This is a genomic window from Mesorhizobium sp. M6A.T.Cr.TU.016.01.1.1 (genome assembly GCF_003952585.1).
Lineage (GTDB): Bacteria > Pseudomonadota > Alphaproteobacteria > Rhizobiales > Rhizobiaceae > Mesorhizobium > Mesorhizobium mediterraneum.
The window spans coordinates 1385917-1406945 of record NZ_CP034452.1 but is presented as its reverse complement, the minus strand read 5'-3'; the positions used below and the strand labels follow the sequence as shown (position 1 = coordinate 1406945).

General features: G+C 63.2%; 22 protein-coding genes, 1 other RNA gene and 1 pseudogene. 18 read left to right on the top strand and 6 right to left on the bottom strand.

Features of this window, described 5'->3' with window-relative positions; translation table 11 throughout:
• Positions 1–90 precede the first annotated feature (90 nt).
• A complete protein-coding gene (locus EJ075_RS06510) occupies positions 91–759 on the bottom strand; it encodes a cytochrome c family protein (RefSeq protein ID WP_126103781.1) in 669 nt (222 codons plus the stop codon).
• A 193-nt stretch (positions 760–952) separates the two neighbouring features.
• On the opposite strand from EJ075_RS06510, the gene EJ075_RS06505 reads away from it, so the two are divergent.
• The 3 genes from EJ075_RS06505 (at position 953) to EJ075_RS06495 (ending at position 3448) form a co-directional block, all read left to right on the top strand.
• Entirely contained in the window at positions 953–1681 is a 729-nt protein-coding gene (locus EJ075_RS06505) for a 3-deoxy-manno-octulosonate cytidylyltransferase (protein ID WP_126103780.1), read from the top strand.
• A gap of 28 nt (positions 1682–1709) precedes the next feature.
• Positions 1710–2573 (top strand): prephenate dehydratase, encoded by an 864-nt coding sequence (locus EJ075_RS06500; RefSeq protein WP_095487796.1) that lies wholly within the window; start codon positions 1710–1712, stop codon positions 2571–2573.
• Between the two features lie 77 nt (positions 2574–2650).
• Positions 2651–3448: a hypothetical protein gene (locus EJ075_RS06495; RefSeq protein ID WP_126103779.1), complete on the top strand. Its 798-nt coding sequence runs from the start codon at positions 2651–2653 to the stop codon at positions 3446–3448.
• 63 nt (positions 3449–3511) lie between these two features.
• Here the strand turns inward: EJ075_RS06495 and EJ075_RS06490 are convergent, their stop codons facing one another.
• Positions 3512–3985 (bottom strand): VOC family protein, encoded by a 474-nt coding sequence (locus tag EJ075_RS06490; RefSeq protein ID WP_126103778.1) that lies wholly within the window; start codon positions 3983–3985, stop codon positions 3512–3514.
• A 407-nt stretch (positions 3986–4392) separates the two neighbouring features.
• On the opposite strand from EJ075_RS06490, the gene EJ075_RS06485 reads away from it, so the two are divergent.
• On the top strand, positions 4393–4929 hold the full coding sequence (locus EJ075_RS06485) for a VOC family protein (protein ID WP_126103777.1): 537 nt from the start codon (positions 4393–4395) through the stop codon (positions 4927–4929).
• A 411-nt stretch (positions 4930–5340) separates the two neighbouring features.
• On the top strand, positions 5341–5979 hold the full coding sequence (locus EJ075_RS06480) for a hypothetical protein (RefSeq protein WP_245458115.1): 639 nt from the start codon (positions 5341–5343) through the stop codon (positions 5977–5979).
• Positions 5980–6076: 97 nt separating this feature from the next.
• On the opposite strand, the gene EJ075_RS06475 is transcribed toward EJ075_RS06480, so the two are convergent.
• Both EJ075_RS06475 and EJ075_RS06470 read right to left on the bottom strand, forming a co-directional pair.
• Positions 6077–6370 (bottom strand): Dabb family protein, encoded by a 294-nt coding sequence (locus EJ075_RS06475; RefSeq protein ID WP_095487804.1) that lies wholly within the window; start codon positions 6368–6370, stop codon positions 6077–6079.
• 59 nt (positions 6371–6429) lie between these two features.
• Positions 6430–6513 (bottom strand): annotated as a pseudogene (locus EJ075_RS06470) (NADH pyrophosphatase zinc ribbon domain-containing protein); the annotation flags it as partial.
• A gap of 165 nt (positions 6514–6678) precedes the next feature.
• On the opposite strand from EJ075_RS06470, the gene EJ075_RS06465 reads away from it, so the two are divergent.
• Complete coding sequence (locus EJ075_RS06465; protein ID WP_126103775.1) at positions 6679–7317, top strand: hypothetical protein; 639 nt, start codon at positions 6679–6681, stop codon at positions 7315–7317.
• Positions 7318–7494: 177 nt separating this feature from the next.
• On the opposite strand, the gene nudC is transcribed toward EJ075_RS06465, so the two are convergent.
• Positions 7495–8436: an NAD(+) diphosphatase gene (nudC, locus tag EJ075_RS06460; RefSeq protein ID WP_095487810.1), complete on the bottom strand. Its 942-nt coding sequence runs from the start codon at positions 8434–8436 to the stop codon at positions 7495–7497.
• 37 nt (positions 8437–8473) lie between these two features.
• A complete protein-coding gene (locus tag EJ075_RS06455; RefSeq protein WP_095487812.1) occupies positions 8474–8893 on the bottom strand; it encodes an HIT family protein in 420 nt (139 codons plus the stop codon).
• A 252-nt stretch (positions 8894–9145) separates the two neighbouring features.
• Between EJ075_RS06455 and ffs the strand changes: the two genes are divergently transcribed.
• The 12 genes from ffs (at position 9146) to EJ075_RS06390 (ending at position 20910) form a co-directional block, all read left to right on the top strand.
• Positions 9146–9242, top strand: an RNA gene (gene ffs, locus EJ075_RS06450) — signal recognition particle sRNA small type.
• Positions 9243–9347: 105 nt separating this feature from the next.
• The gene (locus EJ075_RS06445) at positions 9348–11180 is read left to right on the top strand and encodes a DNA polymerase III subunit gamma/tau (protein WP_126103774.1); all 1833 of its coding nucleotides are present in this window, start codon (positions 9348–9350) and stop codon (positions 11178–11180) included.
• A 26-nt stretch (positions 11181–11206) separates the two neighbouring features.
• Positions 11207–11530, top strand: coding sequence for a YbaB/EbfC family nucleoid-associated protein (locus tag EJ075_RS06440; RefSeq protein ID WP_023802083.1), 324 nt, complete (start codon positions 11207–11209; stop codon positions 11528–11530).
• Positions 11531–11557: 27 nt separating this feature from the next.
• Positions 11558–11962, top strand: a complete 405-nt coding sequence (locus tag EJ075_RS06435; protein ID WP_126103773.1) for a hypothetical protein — start codon at positions 11558–11560, stop codon at positions 11960–11962.
• A 131-nt stretch (positions 11963–12093) separates the two neighbouring features.
• Positions 12094–12999 (top strand): cell wall hydrolase, encoded by a 906-nt coding sequence (locus EJ075_RS06430; protein WP_126103772.1) that lies wholly within the window; start codon positions 12094–12096, stop codon positions 12997–12999.
• Positions 13000–13287: 288 nt separating this feature from the next.
• Positions 13288–13893 carry a recombination mediator RecR gene (gene recR / locus EJ075_RS06420; RefSeq protein WP_095487818.1) on the top strand — a complete coding sequence of 202 codons (606 nt, stop codon included), beginning with the start codon at positions 13288–13290 and terminating at the stop codon, positions 13891–13893.
• Between the two features lie 177 nt (positions 13894–14070).
• Positions 14071–15342, top strand: a complete 1272-nt coding sequence (locus tag EJ075_RS06415; protein ID WP_126107257.1) for a lytic murein transglycosylase — start codon at positions 14071–14073, stop codon at positions 15340–15342.
• Positions 15343–15662: 320 nt separating this feature from the next.
• Positions 15663–17306, top strand: a complete 1644-nt coding sequence (locus EJ075_RS06410; protein ID WP_126103771.1) for an ABC transporter substrate-binding protein — start codon at positions 15663–15665, stop codon at positions 17304–17306.
• 18 nt (positions 17307–17324) lie between these two features.
• Positions 17325–18392, top strand: a complete 1068-nt coding sequence (locus EJ075_RS06405) for an ABC transporter permease (protein ID WP_126103770.1) — start codon at positions 17325–17327, stop codon at positions 18390–18392.
• Entirely contained in the window at positions 18389–19309 is a 921-nt protein-coding gene (nikC, locus tag EJ075_RS06400) for a nickel transporter permease (RefSeq protein ID WP_126103769.1), read from the top strand. The genes EJ075_RS06405 and nikC overlap by 4 nt, the downstream gene beginning before the upstream one ends.
• Positions 19310–19333: 24 nt before the next feature.
• On the top strand, positions 19334–20167 hold the full coding sequence (locus EJ075_RS06395) for an ABC transporter ATP-binding protein (protein ID WP_126103768.1): 834 nt from the start codon (positions 19334–19336) through the stop codon (positions 20165–20167).
• On the top strand, positions 20164–20910 hold the full coding sequence (locus EJ075_RS06390) for an ABC transporter ATP-binding protein (protein WP_126103767.1): 747 nt from the start codon (positions 20164–20166) through the stop codon (positions 20908–20910). Before EJ075_RS06395 ends, EJ075_RS06390 begins: the two co-directional genes overlap by 4 nt.
• Positions 20911–21029: the final 119 nt, after the last annotated feature.

Below are 21029 nucleotides of genomic sequence, written 5' to 3'. Positions count from 1 at the left end.
AGGCCGGCTTTGTCGCCGCAGATGCGCTTTTCCCATTAAAAAAGCCGGGCTGAGCCCGGCTTTCCCAAAGATATGTACATGACAATTGCGTTATTGCGCCGGTGCTGGTGCGGGAGCAGCAGGGGCTGGTGCGGGAGCAGCAGGTGCTGCACCCTCTGCCGGCTTGGCCGGCGCCGCACCTTCAGCGGGTGCAGCCGCCGAAGCGCCAGGCGTCGGCAGTGGCTTCGGATTGTCCGACAGCGTGCGCAGATAGGCGATGACGTTGGCGCGGTCCTCATCCTTCGGCAGGCCGGCAAAACCCATAGCGGTGCCCTTCACGTCCTTCTTGGGCGACAAGAGGAAGTGGTCGAGGTTCTCGTAGGTCCACTTCTCCGCGCCGGCCTTCGAATATTCCTTCATGCCAGCCGAATAGGCAAAGCCCTCGTGAGAGGCCACTGGACGATCGACGACGTCCCACAGATCGGGGCCGACCTTGTTAGGCCCGCCCTTTTCGCCGGAGTGGCAGGCCTGGCACTTCTTGAACACGGCGGCACCCGCCTCGACATTGGCGTTGGCCAGGAGGTCGGCGATCGGCTTGGCTTCTGCCGCCGGGGCTGCCGGGCCGCCCTCGGCAGGCTCCTCGGTCGCCTCGATGGCGAAGCCGGGTTTTTCCGGTGCGGGGGAGGCGAACAGCGCATCGGACACGATGCCGACGGAGAACACGACGAACACGGTTCCGAGCAGCCCGCCGATCAGCTTGTTGATTTCGAAAGAGTCCATACGCCCCAGGCTCCCTTTTCCGGCGGACCGATCCGTCCACTCCGTCCGTCGGTAATCGTGAACCACCCCGCGAGGCGGTCAAATCGGGCGGAAACTAGGTCTTTTGCTCTGGCGTTGCAACACCTATAAGGGCGCTTCCAGTGAGACCTTTTGCCACTTTTCCCATCCTCTTTTTCGAACGCTTCGTCACCCGATGTCCACGCTCATCCTCATCCCGGCCCGCATGGCCTCGACCCGCCTGCCGGGCAAGCCGCTGGCCGATATCGCCGGCGCTCCGATGATCGTCCACGTCGCCCGCCGCGCCGCCGAGGCCGGGCTTGGCCGGGTGGTGGTCGCCACCGATACGCAAAGCGTGGCCGAAGCGGTGCGCGCGCATGGTTTCGAGGCTGTCATGACGCGGATGGACCACGAATCGGGCTCCGACCGCATCTTCGAGGCGCTGGCCACGCTGGATCCAGGGCGCAAGGTCGAAACGATCGTCAATGTGCAAGGCGACCTGCCGACCATCGATCCCGAGATCATCAATGCCGCGCTGAGGCCTTTCGAGGATGCGACGGTCGACATCGCCACGCTCGGCATCGAGATCGTCCGCGACGAGGAAAAGACCAATCCGAATGTCGTCAAGATCGTTGGCTCGCCGCTGTCGGAGACACGGCTGCGGGCGCTCTATTTCACCCGCGCCACGGCACCTTGGGGCGAGGGGCCGCTCTATCATCACATCGGCCTCTATGCCTATCGCCGCTCAGCGCTCGAACGCTTCGTCGCGCTGAAGCCGTCGCCGCTGGAACGGCGCGAGAAGCTCGAGCAGTTGCGGGCGCTGGAGGCCGGCATGCGCATCGACGCCGAGATCGTGCAGTCCGCGCCGTTCGGCGTCGACACGCCGGACGACCTCGAACGCGCCAGAACCATCCTTTCAACCTGAGACATTTGGTCAACCCGAGACATTTGGCATGCCTGAAAAAACCAACAGAATATCCTTCCAGGGCGAGCCGGGCGCCAATTCAGACACCGCCTGCCGCAACATGTTCCCTGATATGGAGCGGTTGCCGTGCCCGACCTTCGAGGATGCCTTCAACGCGGTCGAGACCGGCAAGGCCGACCTCGCCATGATCCCGATCGAGAACACGATTGCCGGCCGCGTTGCCGACATCCACCATCTCCTGCCGGAATCGAAGCTGCACATCGTCGGCGAATATTTCCTGCCGATCCATTTCCAGCTGATGGTCTTGCCGGGCGTCAGGCGCGACGAGATCAAGACCGTGCACAGCCATATCCATGCGCTCGGCCAGTGCCGCAAATACATCCGCAAGAACGGCTGGAAGCCGGTGGTCGCCGGCGACACGGCGGGTTCGGCCAAGCTGGTCGGCGAGGTGAAAGATCGCACTATGGCGGCGCTTGCCCCGGCGCTGGCCGCGACGCTCTATGGGCTCGACATCATCGAGGAGAATGTCGAGGACACCGACAGCAACGTCACCCGCTTCGTCGTGCTGACGAAGAACAGGCAATGGGCGGAACGCCCATCCGACGCCGCCAAGATGATGACGACGTTCATCTTCCGCGTCCGCAACGTGCCGGCCGCGCTCTACAAGGCGATGGGCGGCTTTGCCACCAACGGCATCAACATGACCAAGCTGGAGAGCTACCAGCTCGGCGCCTTCACGGCGACGCTGTTCTATGCCGATATCGAGGGCCATCCCGACGATCCGCTGGTGAAGCTGGCGCTTGACGAGCTGCGCTTCTTCTCGCGCGAAATGCGGATCCTGGGTGTCTATCCCGCCAGCGAATCGCGCGAGCAATGGAAGGTGGCGGATTAGCTAGCATTCATCGAGAGCTCTGCGGCGTCCTGACCTGGCGCCTTGCCAGATGACGAGTGCCGGGCGACATTCCTGGCATGTGGCTCCTGAAACTGGCGCTCGCAGCCGCTGGATTGTATGCGGCGGTTGTCGCCGTCGCGTATGTGCTTCAGTCCTGGCTGATCTTTCCGGCCGGCTTTGCGGCTTTCGGACCCGATCTGCCGGCCGGGGCCCGCCATGTCGAGTTGGCGACGCAGGATGGCGAGCGCTTCGTTCTGGTGCGCCTGCCGGCAAGACAGGCCGAGCCACGCCCGCTCCTGCTGGGGTTCGCCGGCAATGCCTGGAATGCCGACGCGCTTGCCCTCATGCTGCACCAGCTATTCCCCGAACATGAGGTCGCGGCGCTGCACTACCGCGGATATGCGCCGAGCAGCGGAAGCCCGTCAGCCTCCGCCCTGTTCGAGGACGCCCGACGCGCCCATGACCACCTGGCCACCGACGCCAAAGCCGGCATCGTCGCCATCGGCCTTAGCATCGGCGCTGCGGTTGCGGTCGATCTGGCGACCGTCCGGCCCTTGCGCGGCATTGTCATGGTGACGCCCTTCGACTCGCTGAAGGAACTCGCCGCCCACCACTATCCCTGGCTGCCGGTGCGCCTCTTGCTGCGGCACCGCATGGAAGCGGCAGAATCTCTGCGCGACCTCGATGTGCCCACGGCCGTCATCGTCGCCGAGAACGACACCATCGTTCCAGCGGCACGCTCGGCACCTCTGCGCGAGGCCGCCCGTGATTTGCGCAGCCACATCGCCATAGCGGCTGGCCACAACGACCTCTATGGCCATCCCGACTTCGCCGGGGCGCTACGCGCCTCCGTTGCGGCGGTCACGCACGATTGACGAGCACTGGGTGGCGAGCGGGCAAGCTCTGGCAGCGATTTGGCCGCAAATCGCGATGGGCCGTCAACCGCGCCGCGCCGCCTCGATCGCGGCGACGTCGATTTTCCTCATGGTCATCATGGCATCAAACGCGCGCTTTGCTTCGTCGCCGCCAGCCGCCAGCGCTTCAGTCAGGACGCGCGGCGTGATTTGCCAGGAAACGCCCCACTTGTCCTTGCACCAGCCGCACGCGCTCTCCTGGCCGCCATTGCCGACGATGGCATTCCAGTAGCGGTCGGTCTCCTCCTGATCGTCGGTGGCGATCTGGAACGAGAAGGCTTCGTTGTGCTTGAAAGCGGGACCACCGTTGAGGCCGAGACAAGGAATGCCCGCAACTGTGAAGTCGACCGTCAACACGTCGCCCTCCTTGCCGGCTGGGTAGTCACTGGGTGCATGGTGCACGGCACTCACCACGCTGTCAGGAAAGGTCGCGGAGTAGAAGCGGGCGGCAGCCTCGGCGTCCTTATCGTACCAGAGGCAGATCGTATTCTTCGCCATTGCGGGTTCCTTTCGCCTTGAAGCCAAGATTTCGGCCTTCCCCATCCGCTCCCTTCCGAAATAGGTAGCCAATCGCTTTTCTCCACCCCGGCAGCGTCCGGCCCGCCCCGGCGATCGCAAAGGGCAGTTTACCCTTAGCGTCGCGGTCCGCTTTGGGTGGACAGACATTCTCGTTGTTTCCCAAAGCGGACGTTCGCGCGATGACTGGAGTCGGCCCTTTTGCACACCATCACGAGGCGACCGGCCATGTACATGACAGGCGGGTCGCGGAAGGTGTTTCAATTGAAAGCAGACTCCTGCCCTCCTGAAATCAGAATGTAACGTTCTCCGCGAATTTTCGCCCCCGCCGTCGTTCGCATCGGATCGACCGAGCGGACGGAATTTGAGTCAACACGGAGTTTGTCACCATGACTACGAAGAAAACAGGCAGGCCGACCGCGCCACGGATCGTTGGTCTTCGCCACGTCGGCATGGTCGCCGAAAACCCGGCTGCGCTTGCGCGATTTTATGAGGATGTCCTCGGCCTTCAGGTGGTCGGTGGCAGTGGCGAAGAAAACCCGTTCGGCGCCACCGCCTTCCTGAGCAGCGATCCGGCCGAAGAGTCCCATCAGATCGCTATCTTCACCAATCCTGCCTTGCGCCACATCGCATTCAAGGTCGGCACATTGGCCGATCTGCGCGCCGCCTACACGCGCATCGTCGACATGGGGCTGCCGATTAAGATGGCCTTCAATCACGGTGTATCGCTTGCGTTCTATTTCGAAGACCCTGAGGGAAATCTTGTCGAAGTCTACTGGCCGACCGGCATGGCCTTCGACCAGCCCTACGGGGATCCGCTCGATTTGACGCTGCCGGAAGAGGCATTGCGGCAGAGGGTCGAGCAACTGGTGCGGCAGGCGAGTGAACAGGTTCCGGCATCTCTGCCGTCTGCATCCGCGTCATAGCGCGGAGCGGTCGCTCCTTCACCCCTCCTACCATTCAATTCTCACTCCTGACGAGGAAATGACGACACCTCTACCGCGGACGCGTACTGCTGGCTTGCGCAGATCGGATTGATCGATAAGGCGGCTCTGCCGATCCTCGGCGCGACGCAATCGCGCGCGCTGATGCCGTCCGCCACAGGGAATTATCAACTCAACAAGTTGATGTATTTCAAATGAAACAGTCAAGACATACGGCGAAAACATTGTGGTGGTAGCCAAGCTGCCTCGGGACGTGGAAGCGAGTAAATATTTCCATCGCAGACTCACTTTCTACGTCAGCCAAAGCCGAGATGTTTCGTAGAAGCCTAGGAATACAGGAGCATCCAGATGAGCTCAAGATCAACAACCTTGGTCGCGTCTGCAATCGCGATCATGACTACCACCGCCGCCGCCCCGGCCGCTCCGCTGACACCGGCGGAGGCAGCGCGGATCGACGCATCGTCGTTCCCCGCGCCCGGCGAGCCGAGCCTTGCCGAAATCCGCCATGCAACGGAGCGGTTCCGCAATGTCAACGTCGCGCTCGCGGAGGGCTACATCCGCGATCCTGCCAACATGTGCGAGACCGCCGAAATGACGGGACAGCCGCAGAAATTAGGGGCTATGGGCCTCCACTACTTTCGCCCCGATATGCTCGGCATCACCGCTCCGCCCAATCCGCGTGTCGACGGCACAGGGACGCACACGGACTTCGGCAAGCCCGCGGTCCTCGTCTACGAGCCGCAGGCCGACGGATCGCTCGAGCTGATCGCGGTGGAGAATCTCGTCTTCGCGAAAGCGTGGAAGGAAGCCGGCCACGACGCCCCGCCGTCGTTCCACGGCATTCCCTGGGACACTATGATCGACGACCCGGCGACGCCTGCGGATGAGGCGCATAATTTCGAGCCGCATCACGACCGGCACGTCTGGCTCTATCGAGCAAACCCGAACGGCATCTTCGCCCAGTTCAACCCGCGGGTGACCTGTGAGCATCACAACCCCGGTGCGTCCCACCAGCATGCGTCAGGCCAGTGATAAGCGGCGACCTGGCTTACCTGCTCGCGCCGAGCGGCAGGTGAGCCAGGCGTCGTCTGTTCGAACTTGCTCGTTCAGAGCGATTGGATTTTTGGTCCTAGGTCAGCGGCTCGTAGTCGATCTCGAGAAACGCCTCGACCTCCGGGATCCAGCGATCGCGGACGAAGGCGACGTGGTCGGGATGGTCATTGTAACGGGAATAGGCGGCCTCGTCGGCGAACTCCATCGAGAAGCCGAAACGATAATCGTTCTTCGGGCTGACCTGCCGCAACTGCTCGAATTTCTCGACACCCGATATCGCCGCGAGCACTTTCGCATCAGTGAGGAATTTCACCTCCTCGGCCGAGTTCTCCCTGTGCTTCAGCCTGAACACCACAGTGTGACGGATCAATTTCTGCTCCCCATAGCGTTTACGCGCTGTCGGCCCAGGCGCGGATCAGGTGATGGACAAATGATCACCACCGGGTCGGTGCGCGGAAAATGCTCGGTGCCGCAGGCCGGGCAGTGTCGCTTGTAGCCGCCCGCCCGCATTTCGACTAGGCGAAAAAGCCATCGAAATTCAAACGGCGCAGTTCGATAGCCTTCTTTCCAAAGCCATGGATGCAGACGCAAGCAACGGAATTCACCCATCCGTATGCCATCCGTAAGTGCGCTTCTCGCATGGTCGTGCGGGCACAATTCACTGCTCGGAGGTTCACCATGCATGACGTTTCATCTTCTCATCTCTCAGGCAGCATTTCGCGAGACATGTTTGTTTCTTTCGTCCGCGACCTGCTGGGCAGCTATCCGAATCCAGACGAACCGCAGCCGCGAGGTCCCTGGGATCCAATCATCTTTGCCGCCTTGCAGCGAATGGCATGGTTCGGTCCACATCCGGAGCCCTGGCACTCACTGTTTCACGTCATCGCCCAGCGGCATCCTGAACTGTGGGATATCCTTGGCGGCCCCCTGGTTCGGGCGGCGCTCAATCCGCAGCCGCTACCGCCCCGCATCGCCTTCGCCGCCGCTCTGGCCGACGGGTTGATAGAGCGCGCAGCGTCTGCTCAGGAAATCGCGGACTGGCTGCCGCAGCAGGGGGAACAGCGCGGCATCATCATCGTCAGCGGCCGTCTTCTGCAGTATGTCGACGATCTTTGCGGCAACGGCCTCAGGCTCAAATTCCCTAAGCCCGTTCCACCGCCGCCGTGGTGGCAGGAGCAGTTGAGTGGCGCCGACCTGGCGGTAATGGGCGTCCGGTTCGAGAGCGCGGCAGCGCAGGTTGTCAACGAGGCGCTCGGAGGCGCATTCCGTCAGGCCGGCGTCAAACTTATTCAGACCGGGCTATCGAAGTTCCAATAGCGGCAGACGGGCGATCGCTATGGCCGACCTGCAGCATTCTTGCTCGGATTGAAGTGTTGTGGTGGGGCGGATTTGGGTCAGGGTCGAGGGTTCGGTGCAGTTGCAATATCGCTGCAACCGCGCCGAAGCCCGAAGGCTCTGACCCAAATGGCCCAGTCATTTTGGTCCCACAAACCTTTACGCGCTGTCGGCCCAGGCGCGGATGAGGTTATAGGCGATCGCCCCCTTCGGCGGCGTGACCAGGCCGCCCGGATGCTCGCGGGCCAGCATCGAGAGCACCTCGTCGCGAAAGAACCAGCGGCAGTCTTCCAGCTCGTTGAGGTCGGCCTGGATGTCGTCGTTGAGCGGCTCGCCGAAGCAGCCGATCATCAGCGAATAGGGAAACGGCCAGGGCTGGCTGGCGTGGTAGACGACGCGGCCAAGCCTGATGCCGGCCTCCTCCAGCGTTTCACGGCGCACAGCCGCCTCGATCGTCTCGCCCGGCTCGATGAAGCCGGCAAGCGCCGAATACATCCCCGGCGCGAAATGCCGGCCGCGGCCAAGCAGGCATTTTTCGCGCGTCGCCGTCAGCATGATCGCCACCGGATCGGTGCGCGGAAAATGCTCGGTGGCGCAGGCCGGGCAAAGCCGCTTGTAGCCTCCGGCCCGCATTTCGGCTTCATTGCCGCATTTGCTGCAGAAGCGGTGGCTGGCATGCCAGGCGAGCAGCGCCGCCCCTTGCGCCATGGCGCCGGCCGCCGCTTCGTCGATCAGCCCCTGCATGTAGACCGAGCGATAGTCGATGGCCTTGATCGTCTCCGGCAATTGTTCGGGATCGATGCCTGCCGGAACGGCGAGTACCGGGCCGCTGTCGGAAAAACCGAGCAGGACGCCATGGTCGAGCGACGCCTGGAGCGGCTGGCTCTCCTCGGCGCCGAACCAGGGGTCGAAGCCGTCGCCAACGAGCTTCAGATAAAGGCGCCCGCCATGCATCAGCAAAAGCCTGGCTGAGGGATCGGCGAGTGCCTTTTCGACGGAATCGTCGGCGCGGTTTTCGGATTGCCGGTCGATCATATTGCCGGCGAAGCCGACGAACTGGCTCGGCTCGCGCAAGGGCGCGTCAAACAGGCGGAAGCTCATGGGAGACTCTGGATTCCAGGATGGACACGGGACAGGCTTATAGCGCCGCCTTTATCTGTTGCGCAAACCGGCGCAGGTCCGGGCGCTGATAAGGCTCGCGCAGGCCGTGGCCCCACACCGGGCCCGGCCAGCCGGGATCACCTTCCGAGCGCGCGATGACATGGACATGCAACTGGCGCACGATGTTGCCGAGTGCGCCGGTGTTGATCTTGGTGCAGCCAGTCACCCTCTTCAGAGCCTGCGCCACCATATTGGTCTCGAAGGTCAGCATCGCCTGGTCGAGCGGCGTCAAATCGTGGATTTCCTCCACACCCGGTCGCTGCGGCACCAGAAGCAGCCACGGCCAGCGGCGATCGTTCATCACCCGCAACTCGCACAGCCCGAGCCACATCAACTGTTCGCTGTCCGTCTCCAGACGAGCATCCAGCGTGAATCCGGCCTTGAGGCCCGGCAACATCGGCGTTTCCTTCGCTTTTGTAGTGTTTTTTAAACGTCATGAACGCTAAAGCGGCTGCCGGGGGCCGCAAGAGGGCGGCAAGCGAATCATTGCTCCGTGACGGCAGTTATGCTATTGATTTGGGCATGGTGCTGATTTGCGCCGATGACCCGCCTTCCGAGGCGGGTTTTTTTGTTTCAGCTTTCGGCGTCACCCCTGCTGATTGATCCTGCGCACTTGCATTTCATCGCCGAATTGCCGATATGGAGAACGGGAGGTTGGTGGTGGACGGTCCACTCGCCAACCGGGTCAGGTCCGGAAGGAAGCAGCCCTAACGAGCCCGGAACGGGTCATTGTTCCAGCCTCCCGCCTCTTCGCCTTTCTCCCGCGACATTGACGGCGCCAAGCCCTGCGGGCGAAACTATGCGCAGGAATCGGCCGCCTACAGCGGCGGCCCTTGGAGCTTTACGGGCGAATGAGCGAAGCCGGAAATTCGGGAACGGAAAAGGCCGCCGCCTATCGCGTTCTGGCGCGCAAATACCGTCCTGCGAACTTCTCCGAGCTGATCGGCCAGGAGCCGATGGTCCGCACCCTCACCAACGCCTTCGCCACCGGCCGCATCGCCCAGGCCTGGATGCTGACCGGCGTGCGCGGTGTCGGCAAGACGACGACGGCGCGCATACTCGCGCGGGCGCTCAACTACAAAACATCGACCGTCGACCAGCCTTCGGTCGATCTTGCCGTTCCGGGTGAGCACTGTCAGGCGATCATGGAAGGCCGCCATGTCGACGTCATCGAGATGGACGCCGCCTCGCACACCGGCATCGACGACATCAGAGACATCATCGAGCGCGTGCGCTACGCGCCGGTGTCGGCGCGCTACAAGGTCTACATCATCGACGAAGTGCACATGCTCTCGACCCAGGCCTTCAACGGCCTGCTGAAGACGCTGGAAGAGCCGCCGCCGCACGTCAAATTCATCTTCGCCACCACCGAAATCAGAAAAGTTCCGATCACCGTTTTGTCGCGCTGCCAGCGCTTCGACCTCAGGCGTATCGATGCCGGCGCGCTGGTCGCGCATCTCTCCTCGATTGCCGGCAAAGAAGGCATTGCGGTCGATGACGACGCGCTGGCGATGATCGCCCGTGCGGCCGAAGGCTCGGCACGCGATTCGCTGTCCATCCTCGACCAGGCGATCGCCCATGGCAGCGGTACTGTCAGTGCAGAGGCGGTGCGCGCCATGCTCGGATTGGCCGACCGCGCCCGCATCGTCGACCTGTTCGAACATGTGATGAAGGGCGACGTGGCGGCCGCCTTGGCCGAGTTCCGCAACCAATACGATACCGGCGCCGATCCGGCCGCGGTGCTGACCGACCTTGCCGAGTTCAACCACCTCGTCACGCGACTGCGCTTCGTGCCGACTGCCCTCGATGACGCCTCGCTGTCCGAGGACGAGCGCCGGCGCGGCGCCGACTTCGCCAAGGCGCTGTCGGTCAGGGTAATGTCGCGGACCTGGCAGATGCTGTTGAAAGGCATTCCCGAGGTGCAGTCTTCCAATCGGCCGGTCAGCGCCGCCGAAATGGTGCTGATCCGGCTGGCCCATGCCGCCGACTTGCCGACATTGGACGAGGCATTGAAATCGCTGGAGGGCGCAGCATTGGTGCCGAACGGCGCGCCACGCTCGAATGGTGCGCCCGCAAGCTCTGGCCCCGCATATTCTGGCCCGGCAAGCCCCGGTAATGGCGGCGGCGCCAGCGCCGTGGCGCAGACGCGGATGCCGACGGCCAATGGCGGCGCGCAGACCATGCGGCTGGTCGAGCCCGAGCCGATGCCGGCAGCCTTCGTTCCCGCGCCGGAGCCGGTTGCGGATGCGCCGGCGGTGCCGGTGAAATCGCTGGCCGACATCGTCGCGCTTGCCGACGCCCAGCGCGACATGGCCTTCAAGGTGCTGGTGAAGCGCTGCGTGCGCCTGGTGCGCATCGAGCCGGGCCGCATCGACGTCAGCCTGACCGATGACGCGCCGAAGATGCTGCTCAATGAGCTGACCGCCAAATTGCGCGCCTGGACCGGCCGCAGCTGGCTGGTGTCGCTGTCGAAGGAAGAGGGCGGCCAGACACTGGCCGAGATGGAATCGACCAAACGCGAAAACGCCCTCCTCGATGCCAAGAGCGACCCGACCGTCGCCGCCATCCTGGCGCGGTTTCCCGGCGCCAAGATCATCGACGTGCGCATTCCCGACGCACCGGAAGCCGATGCGGTCGAGGCCGAAGTTCCGGTCGAGCCGGCGGCGGACGACGACGAAACCTGATACAGATCAATCTAGAGGACCACGCGATGAAAGATCTTCTCGGCCTGATGGGCAAAGCGAAGGAAATGCAGGCCAAGTTCCAGGCCATGCAGGACGAGATCGCCACGCTGGAAGCCACCGGGCAGGCCGGCGGCGGCTTGGTCAGCGTGACGCTGACCGGCAAATTCGAGATGAAGTCGCTGAAAATCGACCCGTCTCTGTTCAAGGAGGACGAGGTCGAGATTCTGGAGGATCTGCTTCTCGCCGCCCACAATGACGCCAGGGCCAAGGTCGAGCAGATGATGCAGGAAAAGACCCAGGCACTGACCGCGGGACTGCCGATACCCCCGGGAATGAAGCTGCCGTTCTAGATCTGAGCTTTAGCGTTCAGCGGCGCCATGACCAAAGAGCCATCAGCCAGGTTGATAGAGCAGCGCCTCCGAAACAGGATCTATGAGATCCTGGAGATCCTGGCCGACTGCGACGCGGGCGTGAAGCTCGTTGGAATCAATGGCTATTTCAATCTCTTCGACGATTTCCTCCATCGTCCGTCCATCGAATCCGGCATGCCCGTCCTGTCGAAGGATGAACGTGCCATCGTGCTGGAAATCGCCCATCTTCTAGAAGAAGCCTGCGTGGCTATGCCCGATTTCACCAAGGCTGAGTTCGTCGAAAGCGGCTGGCCGCGGCAGATTGCGCCGAAAGCGACGGTCGCACGGATGCTGTTCCTGCAACGCGGGCTGTTTTCGGAGGAGTTCGATGAGGCCGAACCCGGGCAACGGTTCGTGCCGTCAGCCAGTTAAATCTGCCATCTATCGGGTGTGTCTATTCCGCCACTTTCCGCTTAATAACGCTTTAGCCATCTTTTTGCCTGAAAGTGTCTCATTCTTGCCGCAGCCTGGGCGGGCTGGCAGCAGAAACGAGGGGATACCTGTTGATCTCTACCCGATGGAAGATGCCGTTGTTGCTCGGCGTCGTCACCTCTCCGCTGTTTTTGGCCGCCTGCAGTCAGACCACCTCGCATGGCCTGTCCGTGGCCAGTCTGACCGATGCCGTCAGGTCCCGGCCCTCCAGTCACACAGCGAAGGACAAGGAGTGCCTCCAGCGCGCGATGTTCTTCGAATCCAACCGGTCGAGCCGTGACGGCATGATTGCCGTCGGCACCGTGGTCATGAACCGGCTGCGCTCCGGCAAGCACGGCAACACCATCTGTCAGGTGGTCGGCGAGCGCGGGCAGTTTGCGCCGGGCGTGATGACACGGCGGATGAATTCGAAGGCGATGCCCGATGTCGAGGAGGCCGCCGAGGCGGTGCTCAAGGGCGAGCGCAAGGCCAAGCTGAAGAACACGATGTTCTTTCACACCGCCGGCCTGCGCTTCCCCTACAAGAACATGCACTACACCATGGTTGCCGGCGGCAACGCCTTCTATGAAAAGCGCGGCCGGAACTGGAAGCCGCTGCCGGACGAGCCCACGGTCGCGGTGGCACAAGCGACGCCGCGGGCGCCGGCGGCCACCGCTCCGGTGACGCTCGTCGCCTCCGCGGCGCCGGTTCCCAAAGCAACACCCGCCAAGGCAACCTATGTGACCGCGATCGCATCGCAGCCGGTAGAGCCGACTCTGGAGAAGGTGACGCCACAGAAGGCGACCCTTATTGCGATGCAAGAACCGATGCAGGAGCCGGACGCGGCCCGTTTCGGCGGCACGGCCGACACCCGGCCTGTCACCTCGTTCCCGGCCGCGTCGGCCGAGCCGACAATGGCGTTTGAATCGACCCCCGAGAACACCGACGCCATCGGTGCGATGATCGCCGGCCAGACCCGGCCGCTGGAAGAAAACTGAGGCGGTCGACGTCGGCGCCGCCCCTCATCTGGCTGCCATCTTCTCCCCGTATTAGTGACGGGGAGAAGGACGCTCTCGTCGATGATTTCGCCAATCGTCAGCCTTGCAGGAAGGGTGCCGAGGTCGCGGTCTGCCCTTTCTCCCAGTCACTATACGGGGAGAAATGCCCGGCAGGGCAATGAGGGGCGGCGCAAGCCGACGCGATTGTCCCGCAGCAGCGTCGTTGCGTTGAACATCACCCGCCGCTGCGGTGTTTCAAAACCCATTGAAAAATCCTAAACCGATGCGATGTCGAAGCGAATCGCCGGTCCCGAGATCGAACGCCTGATCCAGCTCCTGGCCAAGGTGCCGGGGCTCGGTCCCCGTTCGGCCAGGCGAGCCGCACTCCACCTCATCAAGAAGAAGGAGCAGCTGCTGGCGCCGCTCGCCGCCGCCATGAGCGAGGCGGTCGACAAGGTGCGCATCTGCTCGACCTGCGGCAATGTCGACACGTCCGATCCCTGCATGATCTGCACCGATCCGCGCCGTGACCCCGGCACGCTCATCGTCGTCGAGGACGTGGCCGACCTGTGGGCGCTGGAGCGGGCGGCCGCCATGAATGTCCGCTACCACGTGCTCGGCGGCTCGTTGTCGCCGCTCGACGGCATCGGCCCCGAGCAGCTCAACATCCGCTCGCTGGTCGACCGCGTCGCCGGCGGCGAGGTCAAGGAGGTGATCCTCGCCGTCAACGCCACGGTCGAGGGCCAGACCACCGCGCACTATCTCACCGACCAATTGTCCGGCTTCGACATCAAGGTAACGCGGCTGGCGCATGGCGTGCCGGTCGGCGGCGAGCTCGACTATCTCGACGAAGGCACGCTGGCCGCGGCGCTGCGCTCGCGTACGGCGTTTTGAGGCGATTGGGGGAGGGGTATTCTTGAGATGATTGCATTCTTTCGCGCCCCTCTCTGTCCTGCCGGACATCTCCCCCACACGGGGGGAGATCGGACGTCACGCCGGCTTTCGCTAACCTTCAACGCTGGAGAAAAGCTGCCATCGCCAAAGCTGCCAATCTCCCCCCAAGTGGGGGAGATGTCCGGCAGGACAGAGGGGGGCGCGACAGAACGTCGACTTTGCGGATTGGCGTTCTTTCTTGCTACGCTCGTTGCCCTCCTCCTCGCCACCCCCGCCTCCGCAGCAAAAATCGACGACCAGTTTCACGCTTGGCTGCAAGGCGACCTCTGGCCCGAAGCCAACGCCAAAGGCATCTCCAGAAAAACCTTCGACGCCGCCTTCGACGGCGTCAAGCCGAACCTCAAACTGCCCGACCTGGTGATGCCGGGCAAAAAAGCGACGACACCGCAGAAGCAGCATCAGGCGGAGTTCGGTTCGCCCGGCGCCTATTTCGCCGAAAAGACGGTTCGCGCCGTCACATCAGGCGGTCGGTCGCGCGCGGCGGCCAATGCCAGGACGATCGCCGCGATCGAGAAACGCTACGGCGGGCCGGGCGAGGTGCTGCTGGCGATCTGGGGCCGCGAGACCGGCTTCGGCGCGGCGAAAATGCCTTACGATGCTTTCGAAGTGCTGGGCACCAAGGCGTTCATGGCGACCAGGAAGGACTTCTTTCGCACCGAGTTGCTCGCAGCGCTCGAGATCGTCGAGCGTGGGCTGGCCCCTGTCAGCGCGATGAAGTCGTCCTGGGCAGGCGCGCTCGGCCAGCCGCAGTTCATGCCGAGTTCGTTCCTGAACCATGCCGTCGATTTCGATGGCGATGGTCGGGCCGACATCTGGAACTCGGTGCCGGACACGCTGGCCTCGATCGCCAACTATCTCGTCCACTATGGTTGGGTGAAGGGCCGCGGCTGGGGTTTCGAGGTGACTGTGCCTGAGACGGTTTCCTGCTCGCTCGAAGGTCCGGACCAGGGCAAGAGGATTTCCGACTGGGCTGATATGGGCATCAAGCGGGTCGCGGCAAGACCGTTTCCGGCGCGTGAATTAAAGGCCGAAGGTTTTCTGTTGATGCCGGCCGGGCGCAGCGGTCCAGCCTTCATCGTCACTCCCAATTTCTACGTGCTGAAGCAATACAACACCAGCGATCTCTACGCCCTGTTCATCGGCCACGGCGCTGATCGCATCGCCCATGGCGACAGCAATTTTTCCGGCAGCTGGGGCGCCGTCGGCGGGCTCCACAGGTCGGACATCGCCGCCTTGCAGCGGGCGCTGGAGGCCAAGGGCTACGATGTCGGCAGCGCCGACGGACTGCCCGGTTTCAAGACGCGCCGGTCGATCGGCAAGTGGCAGGCCAGCAACGGTCGCACTGCCACCTGTTTTCCCGACGCCGATTTGGTCACCGCGTTGAAATAGCTGCACTCCGGGTGTCGCGCCACGGCCGTGGTGGCTGCCGATCTGGCCCAACCAACAGCTTTGCAAATGCTCGTTGCCGTGCTTGAAAGCGCCGGATATGGTGAGGCGGAACTGGGCGAAAATTGCCGCGACAACCGGTCCAGGGGCCATCGTTCGGTTAGAGCGCCGCGCGTCCGTTGGACGCGCAAAGGACGCTCTAAGACTTTGGACTACACATCGTGCTTTCCGAAAATCGATTCCGATTTTCGGGCCGATGTGGCAAAGAACGCTGCAACCCTGAGCCGGGAACTCAGGTCAACAAAAACAGGGAACAGTTAAAAATGATGATGGAAAAGTTTGCTCTACGCTCCCGCTTCTTGCTCGCGGGCGCAGCCATGTCCGCGCTGCTTCTGGCCGGCGCGCCTGCCTTTGCGGTCACGCCCGCCGACACGCTGGTCGAGGGTTTCGCCGTCGACGACATCATCTCCATGGATCCGGGCGAAGCGTTCGAGCTGTCGACCGCCGAGGTCACCGGCAACACCTACGATCTGCTTGTCCGCCTCGACTTGAGCGATACGTCCAAGGTCAAGGGCGATCTTGCCGAAAGCTGGACTGTCTCCGACGACGGCCTGGTCTACACCTTCAAGCTCAAGCCCGGCCTGAAATTTGCCTCGGGCAATCCGATCACGGCGGCCGACGTCGCCTATTCGTTCGAGCGCGCCATCAAGCTCGACAAGAGCCCGGCCTTCATCATCGGGCAGTTCGGCATCAATGGCGACAACGTTGCCGACAAAGCCAAGGCCGTCGATGACACGACGTTCCAGTTCACCGTCGACAAGGCCTATGCGCCGAGCTTCGTCTTGAACTGTCTGTCGGCAACGGTCGCCTCGGTCGTCGACGCCAAGCTGGTCAAGGAACACGTCGCCGCGGTCACGCCGAGTGCCGACTACAAATACGACAACGATTTCGGCAACGCCTGGCTGAAGACCGGCTATGCCGGCTCCGGCGCCTTCAAGCTGCGCGAATGGCGGGCCAACGAGGTCGTCGTGATGGAGCGCAACGACAATTATCACGGCGAAAAGGCCAAGCTTGCCCGCGTCATCTACCGCAACATGAAGGAAAGCTCGGGCCAGCGCCTGGCGCTCGAGGCCGGCGACATCGACGTTGCCCGCAATCTCGAGCCGAACGACCTCGACGCCATCGCCAAGAACGCCGATCTCACCACCACCAGCGCGCCGAAAGGCACGGTCTATTACATCAGCCTCAACCAGAAGAACCCGAACCTCGCCAAGCCAGAGGTTCGCCAGGCCTTCAAATATCTCGTCGACTATGATGCCTTGAGCACGACCATCCTCAAGGGCATCGGTGAGATCCACCAGACCTTCCTGCCCAAAGGCGTGCTCGGCGAACTGGACGAGAACCCGTTCAAATTCGATCTCGCCAAGGCCAAGGAACTGCTCGCCAAGGCCGGTCTCGCCGACGGTTTCAGCGTCACCATGGACGTGCGCAACACCCAGCCGGTGACCGGCATGGCGGAATCGTTCCAGCAGACGCTGGGACAGGCCGGCGTCAAGCTGGAGATCATTCCCGGCGACGGCAAGCAGACGCTGACGAAATACCGCGCCCGCAACCATGACATCTATATCGGCCAGTGGGGCCAGGATTATTTCGATCCAAACTCCAACGCCCAGACTTTCGCCAGCAACCCCGACAATTCGGATGAAGGCAAGACCAAGACGCTGGCCTGGCGCAACGCCTGGGACATTCCGGACTTGAGCAAGGAAACCGAAGCAGCCTTGCTCGAGAAGGATCCGGCCAAGCGCGCCGCAATGTACCAGGATCTGCAGAAGAAGATCCTCGAAACCAGTCCTTTCATCATCGTTCACCAGCAGCTGGAAGTGGCCGGCCTGCGCAAGAACCTCAAGGGCTTCGCGCTCGGCCCGAGCTTCGACACCAACTTCGTCGGCCAGATCTCCAAGGAATGATGCCGGCGGACGCGCCGCATGAGCACTGTTGAAAGCGAAGCGACGGCAGGGCGCGGCAGCGCCCGTGCTGTCGCTGTCGCGTCGTCGATCGCCCGCTTCCTGGTCATCGCGATAACCACCTATCTCGGTCTTCTCGCGGTGACCTTCTTCATCGGCCGGGTGATCCCGATCGACCCGGTGCTGGCGGTGCTCGGCGACCGGGCGCCGGCCAATGTCGTCGAGCGCACACGCCGCGAGATGGGGCTCGACCTGCCGCTGATCGAGCAGTTCTACATCTATGTGAAGAATGCCCTGAACGGCAATTTCGGCACATCGGTGCTGACCACCAATCCGGTGATGACCGACATCCGCCGCGCCTTTCCGGCGACGATCGAGTTGGCGACGCTGGGGACGCTGATCGGTTCGGTGATCGGCGTGCCGCTCGGCGTGCTGGCCGCCGTCAAGCGCGGCAGCATCATCGACCAGATCGTGCGCATCATCGGCCTGGTCGGCTACTCCGTGCCGATCTTCTGGCTGGGATTGCTGGCGCTTGTGCTGTTCTATGCCAAGCTGCAATGGGTGGCTTTTCCCGGCCGCCTCGACATCGTCTACGAATACACCTTCACGCCGATCACCGGCTTCTATCTTCTGGATGCTCTGTGGCAGCGGCAGTGGGATGTGTTTTTCGATGCCTTTCGCCACATCATCCTGCCGGCCTCGTTGCTCGGCTATTTCTCGCTTGCCTATGTCAGCCGGATGACTCGCTCGTTCATGCTGAACGAGCTTGCCCAGGAATACATCGTCGCAGCGCGCGCCAAAGGCCTGTCGGAGACACGCATCATCTGGGGGCACGCGCTGCGCAACGCGGCGGTGCCGATGGTCACCGTGATTGCGCTTTCCTATGCCGGCCTGCTCGAAGGCTCGGTGCTGACCGAGACCGTGTTTTCATGGCCGGGTATCGGCCTCTACATCACCAATTCCCTGCAGAACGCCGACATGAACGCGGTGCTCGGCGGCACCATCGTCATCGGCTCGGTCTTCATCGGCATCAATCTCCTGTCCGACCTGCTCTACCGAGTGCTCGATCCGAGGACCAAAGTGAGATGAGCGCAGAGGCGATACAAAGCCGTCGCGACTGGTTGCTCAGCGAGCGGCCGGCATCGCGCATGCAGGCAAGGCTCGGCCGCGCCTATGTGGCGTGGCGGCGCTTTTCCGCCAACCGGCTGGCGTTTCTCGGCCTGCTCATCATCATCGCTTTGCTGGTGGTCGCGGCCTTTGCCGATGTGCTGGCGCCCTATTCGCCGACAATCGGCGACCTCAAGGGCTCGCGCCTCCTGGCGCCGAGTGCCGAGCATTGGTTCGGCACCGACGACCTCGGCCGAGACATCCTTTCGCGCGTCATCTTCGGCTCGCGATGGACGCTCTACGTCGTCATTCTCGTCGCCGTCATTGCCGCCCCTATCGGCCTGCTGGTCGGCACGGTCGCCGGCTATGCCGGCGGCTGGATCGATGCGATCCTGATGCGCATCACCGACATCTTTCTGGCCTTTCCGAAGCTGATCCTGGCGCTGGCCTTTGTCGCCGCACTTGGCCCCGGCATCGAGAACGCAGTGCTCGCCATCGCCATCACCTCGTGGCCGCCTTACGCGCGCATTGCCCGCGCCGAAACGCTCACCGTGCGCAATTCGGATTACATCAAGGCGGTGCAATTGATGGGTGCCTCGCCGTTCCGCATCGTGCTTCGCCACATCATGCCGCTCTGCATCTCGTCGCTGATCATCAGGGTGACGCTCGACATGGCCGGCATCATCCTGACCGCCGCCGGTCTCGGCTTCCTCGGCCTCGGCGCGCAACCGCCGCTGCCGGAATGGGGCGCGATGATCGCGTCGGGCCGCCGCTTCGTGCTCGATCAGTGGTGGGTGGCCGGTGCACCGGGCTTTGCCATCCTCTTCGTCAGCCTCGGCTTCAACCTGCTCGGCGACGGCCTGCGCGACGCCCTCGACCCCCGGAGTGGTGACCAATGAGTGGTGATCAATGAGTAGCGACCAATGAGCACGCTGCTGGAGGTCGACGATCTGCGCGTCACCTTTCCGACGCGCACCGGCCTGATCGAGGCAGTGCGCGGCGTCTCCTTCTCGCTTGGTCGCGAGCGGCTCGGCATCGTCGGCGAGAGCGGTTCCGGCAAGTCGCAGACCGGCCGCGCCATCATGGGCCTGACCCCGCCGCAGGCCGAGGTCACTGCCAACAAACTTGCCTTCGACGGCATCGACCTGCTTGCAGCGCCGCCCCGCGACCGCCGGGCGCTGCGCGGAAAACGCATCGCCATGATCCTGCAGGATCCGAAATATTCGCTCGACCCGGTGATGAGCATCGGCCGCCAGATCGTCGAGACGCTGCGCACGCATGAGAAGGTCGGCAAGGCCGAAGCCCGCGACCGCGCGCTCGCCATGCTGGAGGCCGTGCAGATCCGTGATCCGGCCCGTGTCTTCGACCTGCATCCGCACGAGGTCTCGGGCGGCATGGGCCAGCGCGCCATGATCGCCATGATGCTGATTGCCGGGCCGGAAATGATGATCGCCGACGAGCCGACCTCGGCGCTGGACGTCACCGTGCAGCTCGACGTGCTCGGCATCCTCGACAAGCTGGTCAGCGAGCGCGGCATGGGGCTGATCTTCATCTCGCACGATCTGCGCCTGGTCTCGTCCTTCTGCGACCGGGTGATCGTCATGTATGCCGGCAAGGTCGTCGAACAGCTCAAGGCGTCGGAACTCGGCCGCGCCCAGCATCCCTATACGCGCGGGCTGCTCAACTGCATGCCCAAGATCGGTGCCGACCGCCACCCGCTGCCCGTGCTCGACCGCAAGCCGGAGTGGGCGGCATGACTTCGGCCCTTTCCGTCGACAGGCTGGAGGTGATCTTCGACCGTTTTCGCGCGCTGAAGGGCGTCAGCCTCGACGTGCTGTCAGGCGAATCCTTCGGCCTGGTCGGCGAATCCGGCTCCGGCAAATCGACGCTTCTCAGGGCAATCGCCGGCCTCGCACCGGCCGCTTCGGGCAGCATCACCGTCAACGGAAAAAGACTCGGCGCGCGCCGTGACAAGGCTTTCTATCGTGAGGTGCAGATGGTCTTCCAGGACCCTTACGGCTCGTTGCATCCGCGCCAGACCGTCGATCGCCTGCTGCAGGAACCGCTCGCCATCCACGGCTTTGCCGATAGTGAAAAGCGCATCCAGCGGGCGCTCGACGAGGTCGGCCTGGGAACCGGCTTCCGCTTCCGCTATTCGCATCAATTGTCGGGCGGTCAGCGCCAGCGCGTGGCGATCGCGCGTGCCTTGATCCTCGAACCCTCGATCCTGCTGCTCGACGAGCCGACCTCTGCACTCGACGCTTCGGTGCAGACCGAAGTGCTCAACCTGCTGGAAGAGATCCGGCGTCGGCGCAAGCTGACCTTCCTGATGGTCAGCCACGACCTCGCCATCATCACCCATATGTGCGAGCGGCTGATGGTGATGCAGAATGGCGAGGCGGTCGAACACCTCACCGCGGACGATCTCGTCCGGCGTCACGTGACGAAGGACTACACGCGCAACCTGCTCAGGGCGAGCGAAGGGTTTGTGAGGGTGTAGTTTTCTGCGTCGAGCTCCGTCGCGCCCCCCTCTGTCCTGCCGGACATCTCCCCCACAGGTGGGGAGATTGGCCGTCATCGATGGCTTCGCCTATCGTCACAGGAGTGAGCGCGGCGCCG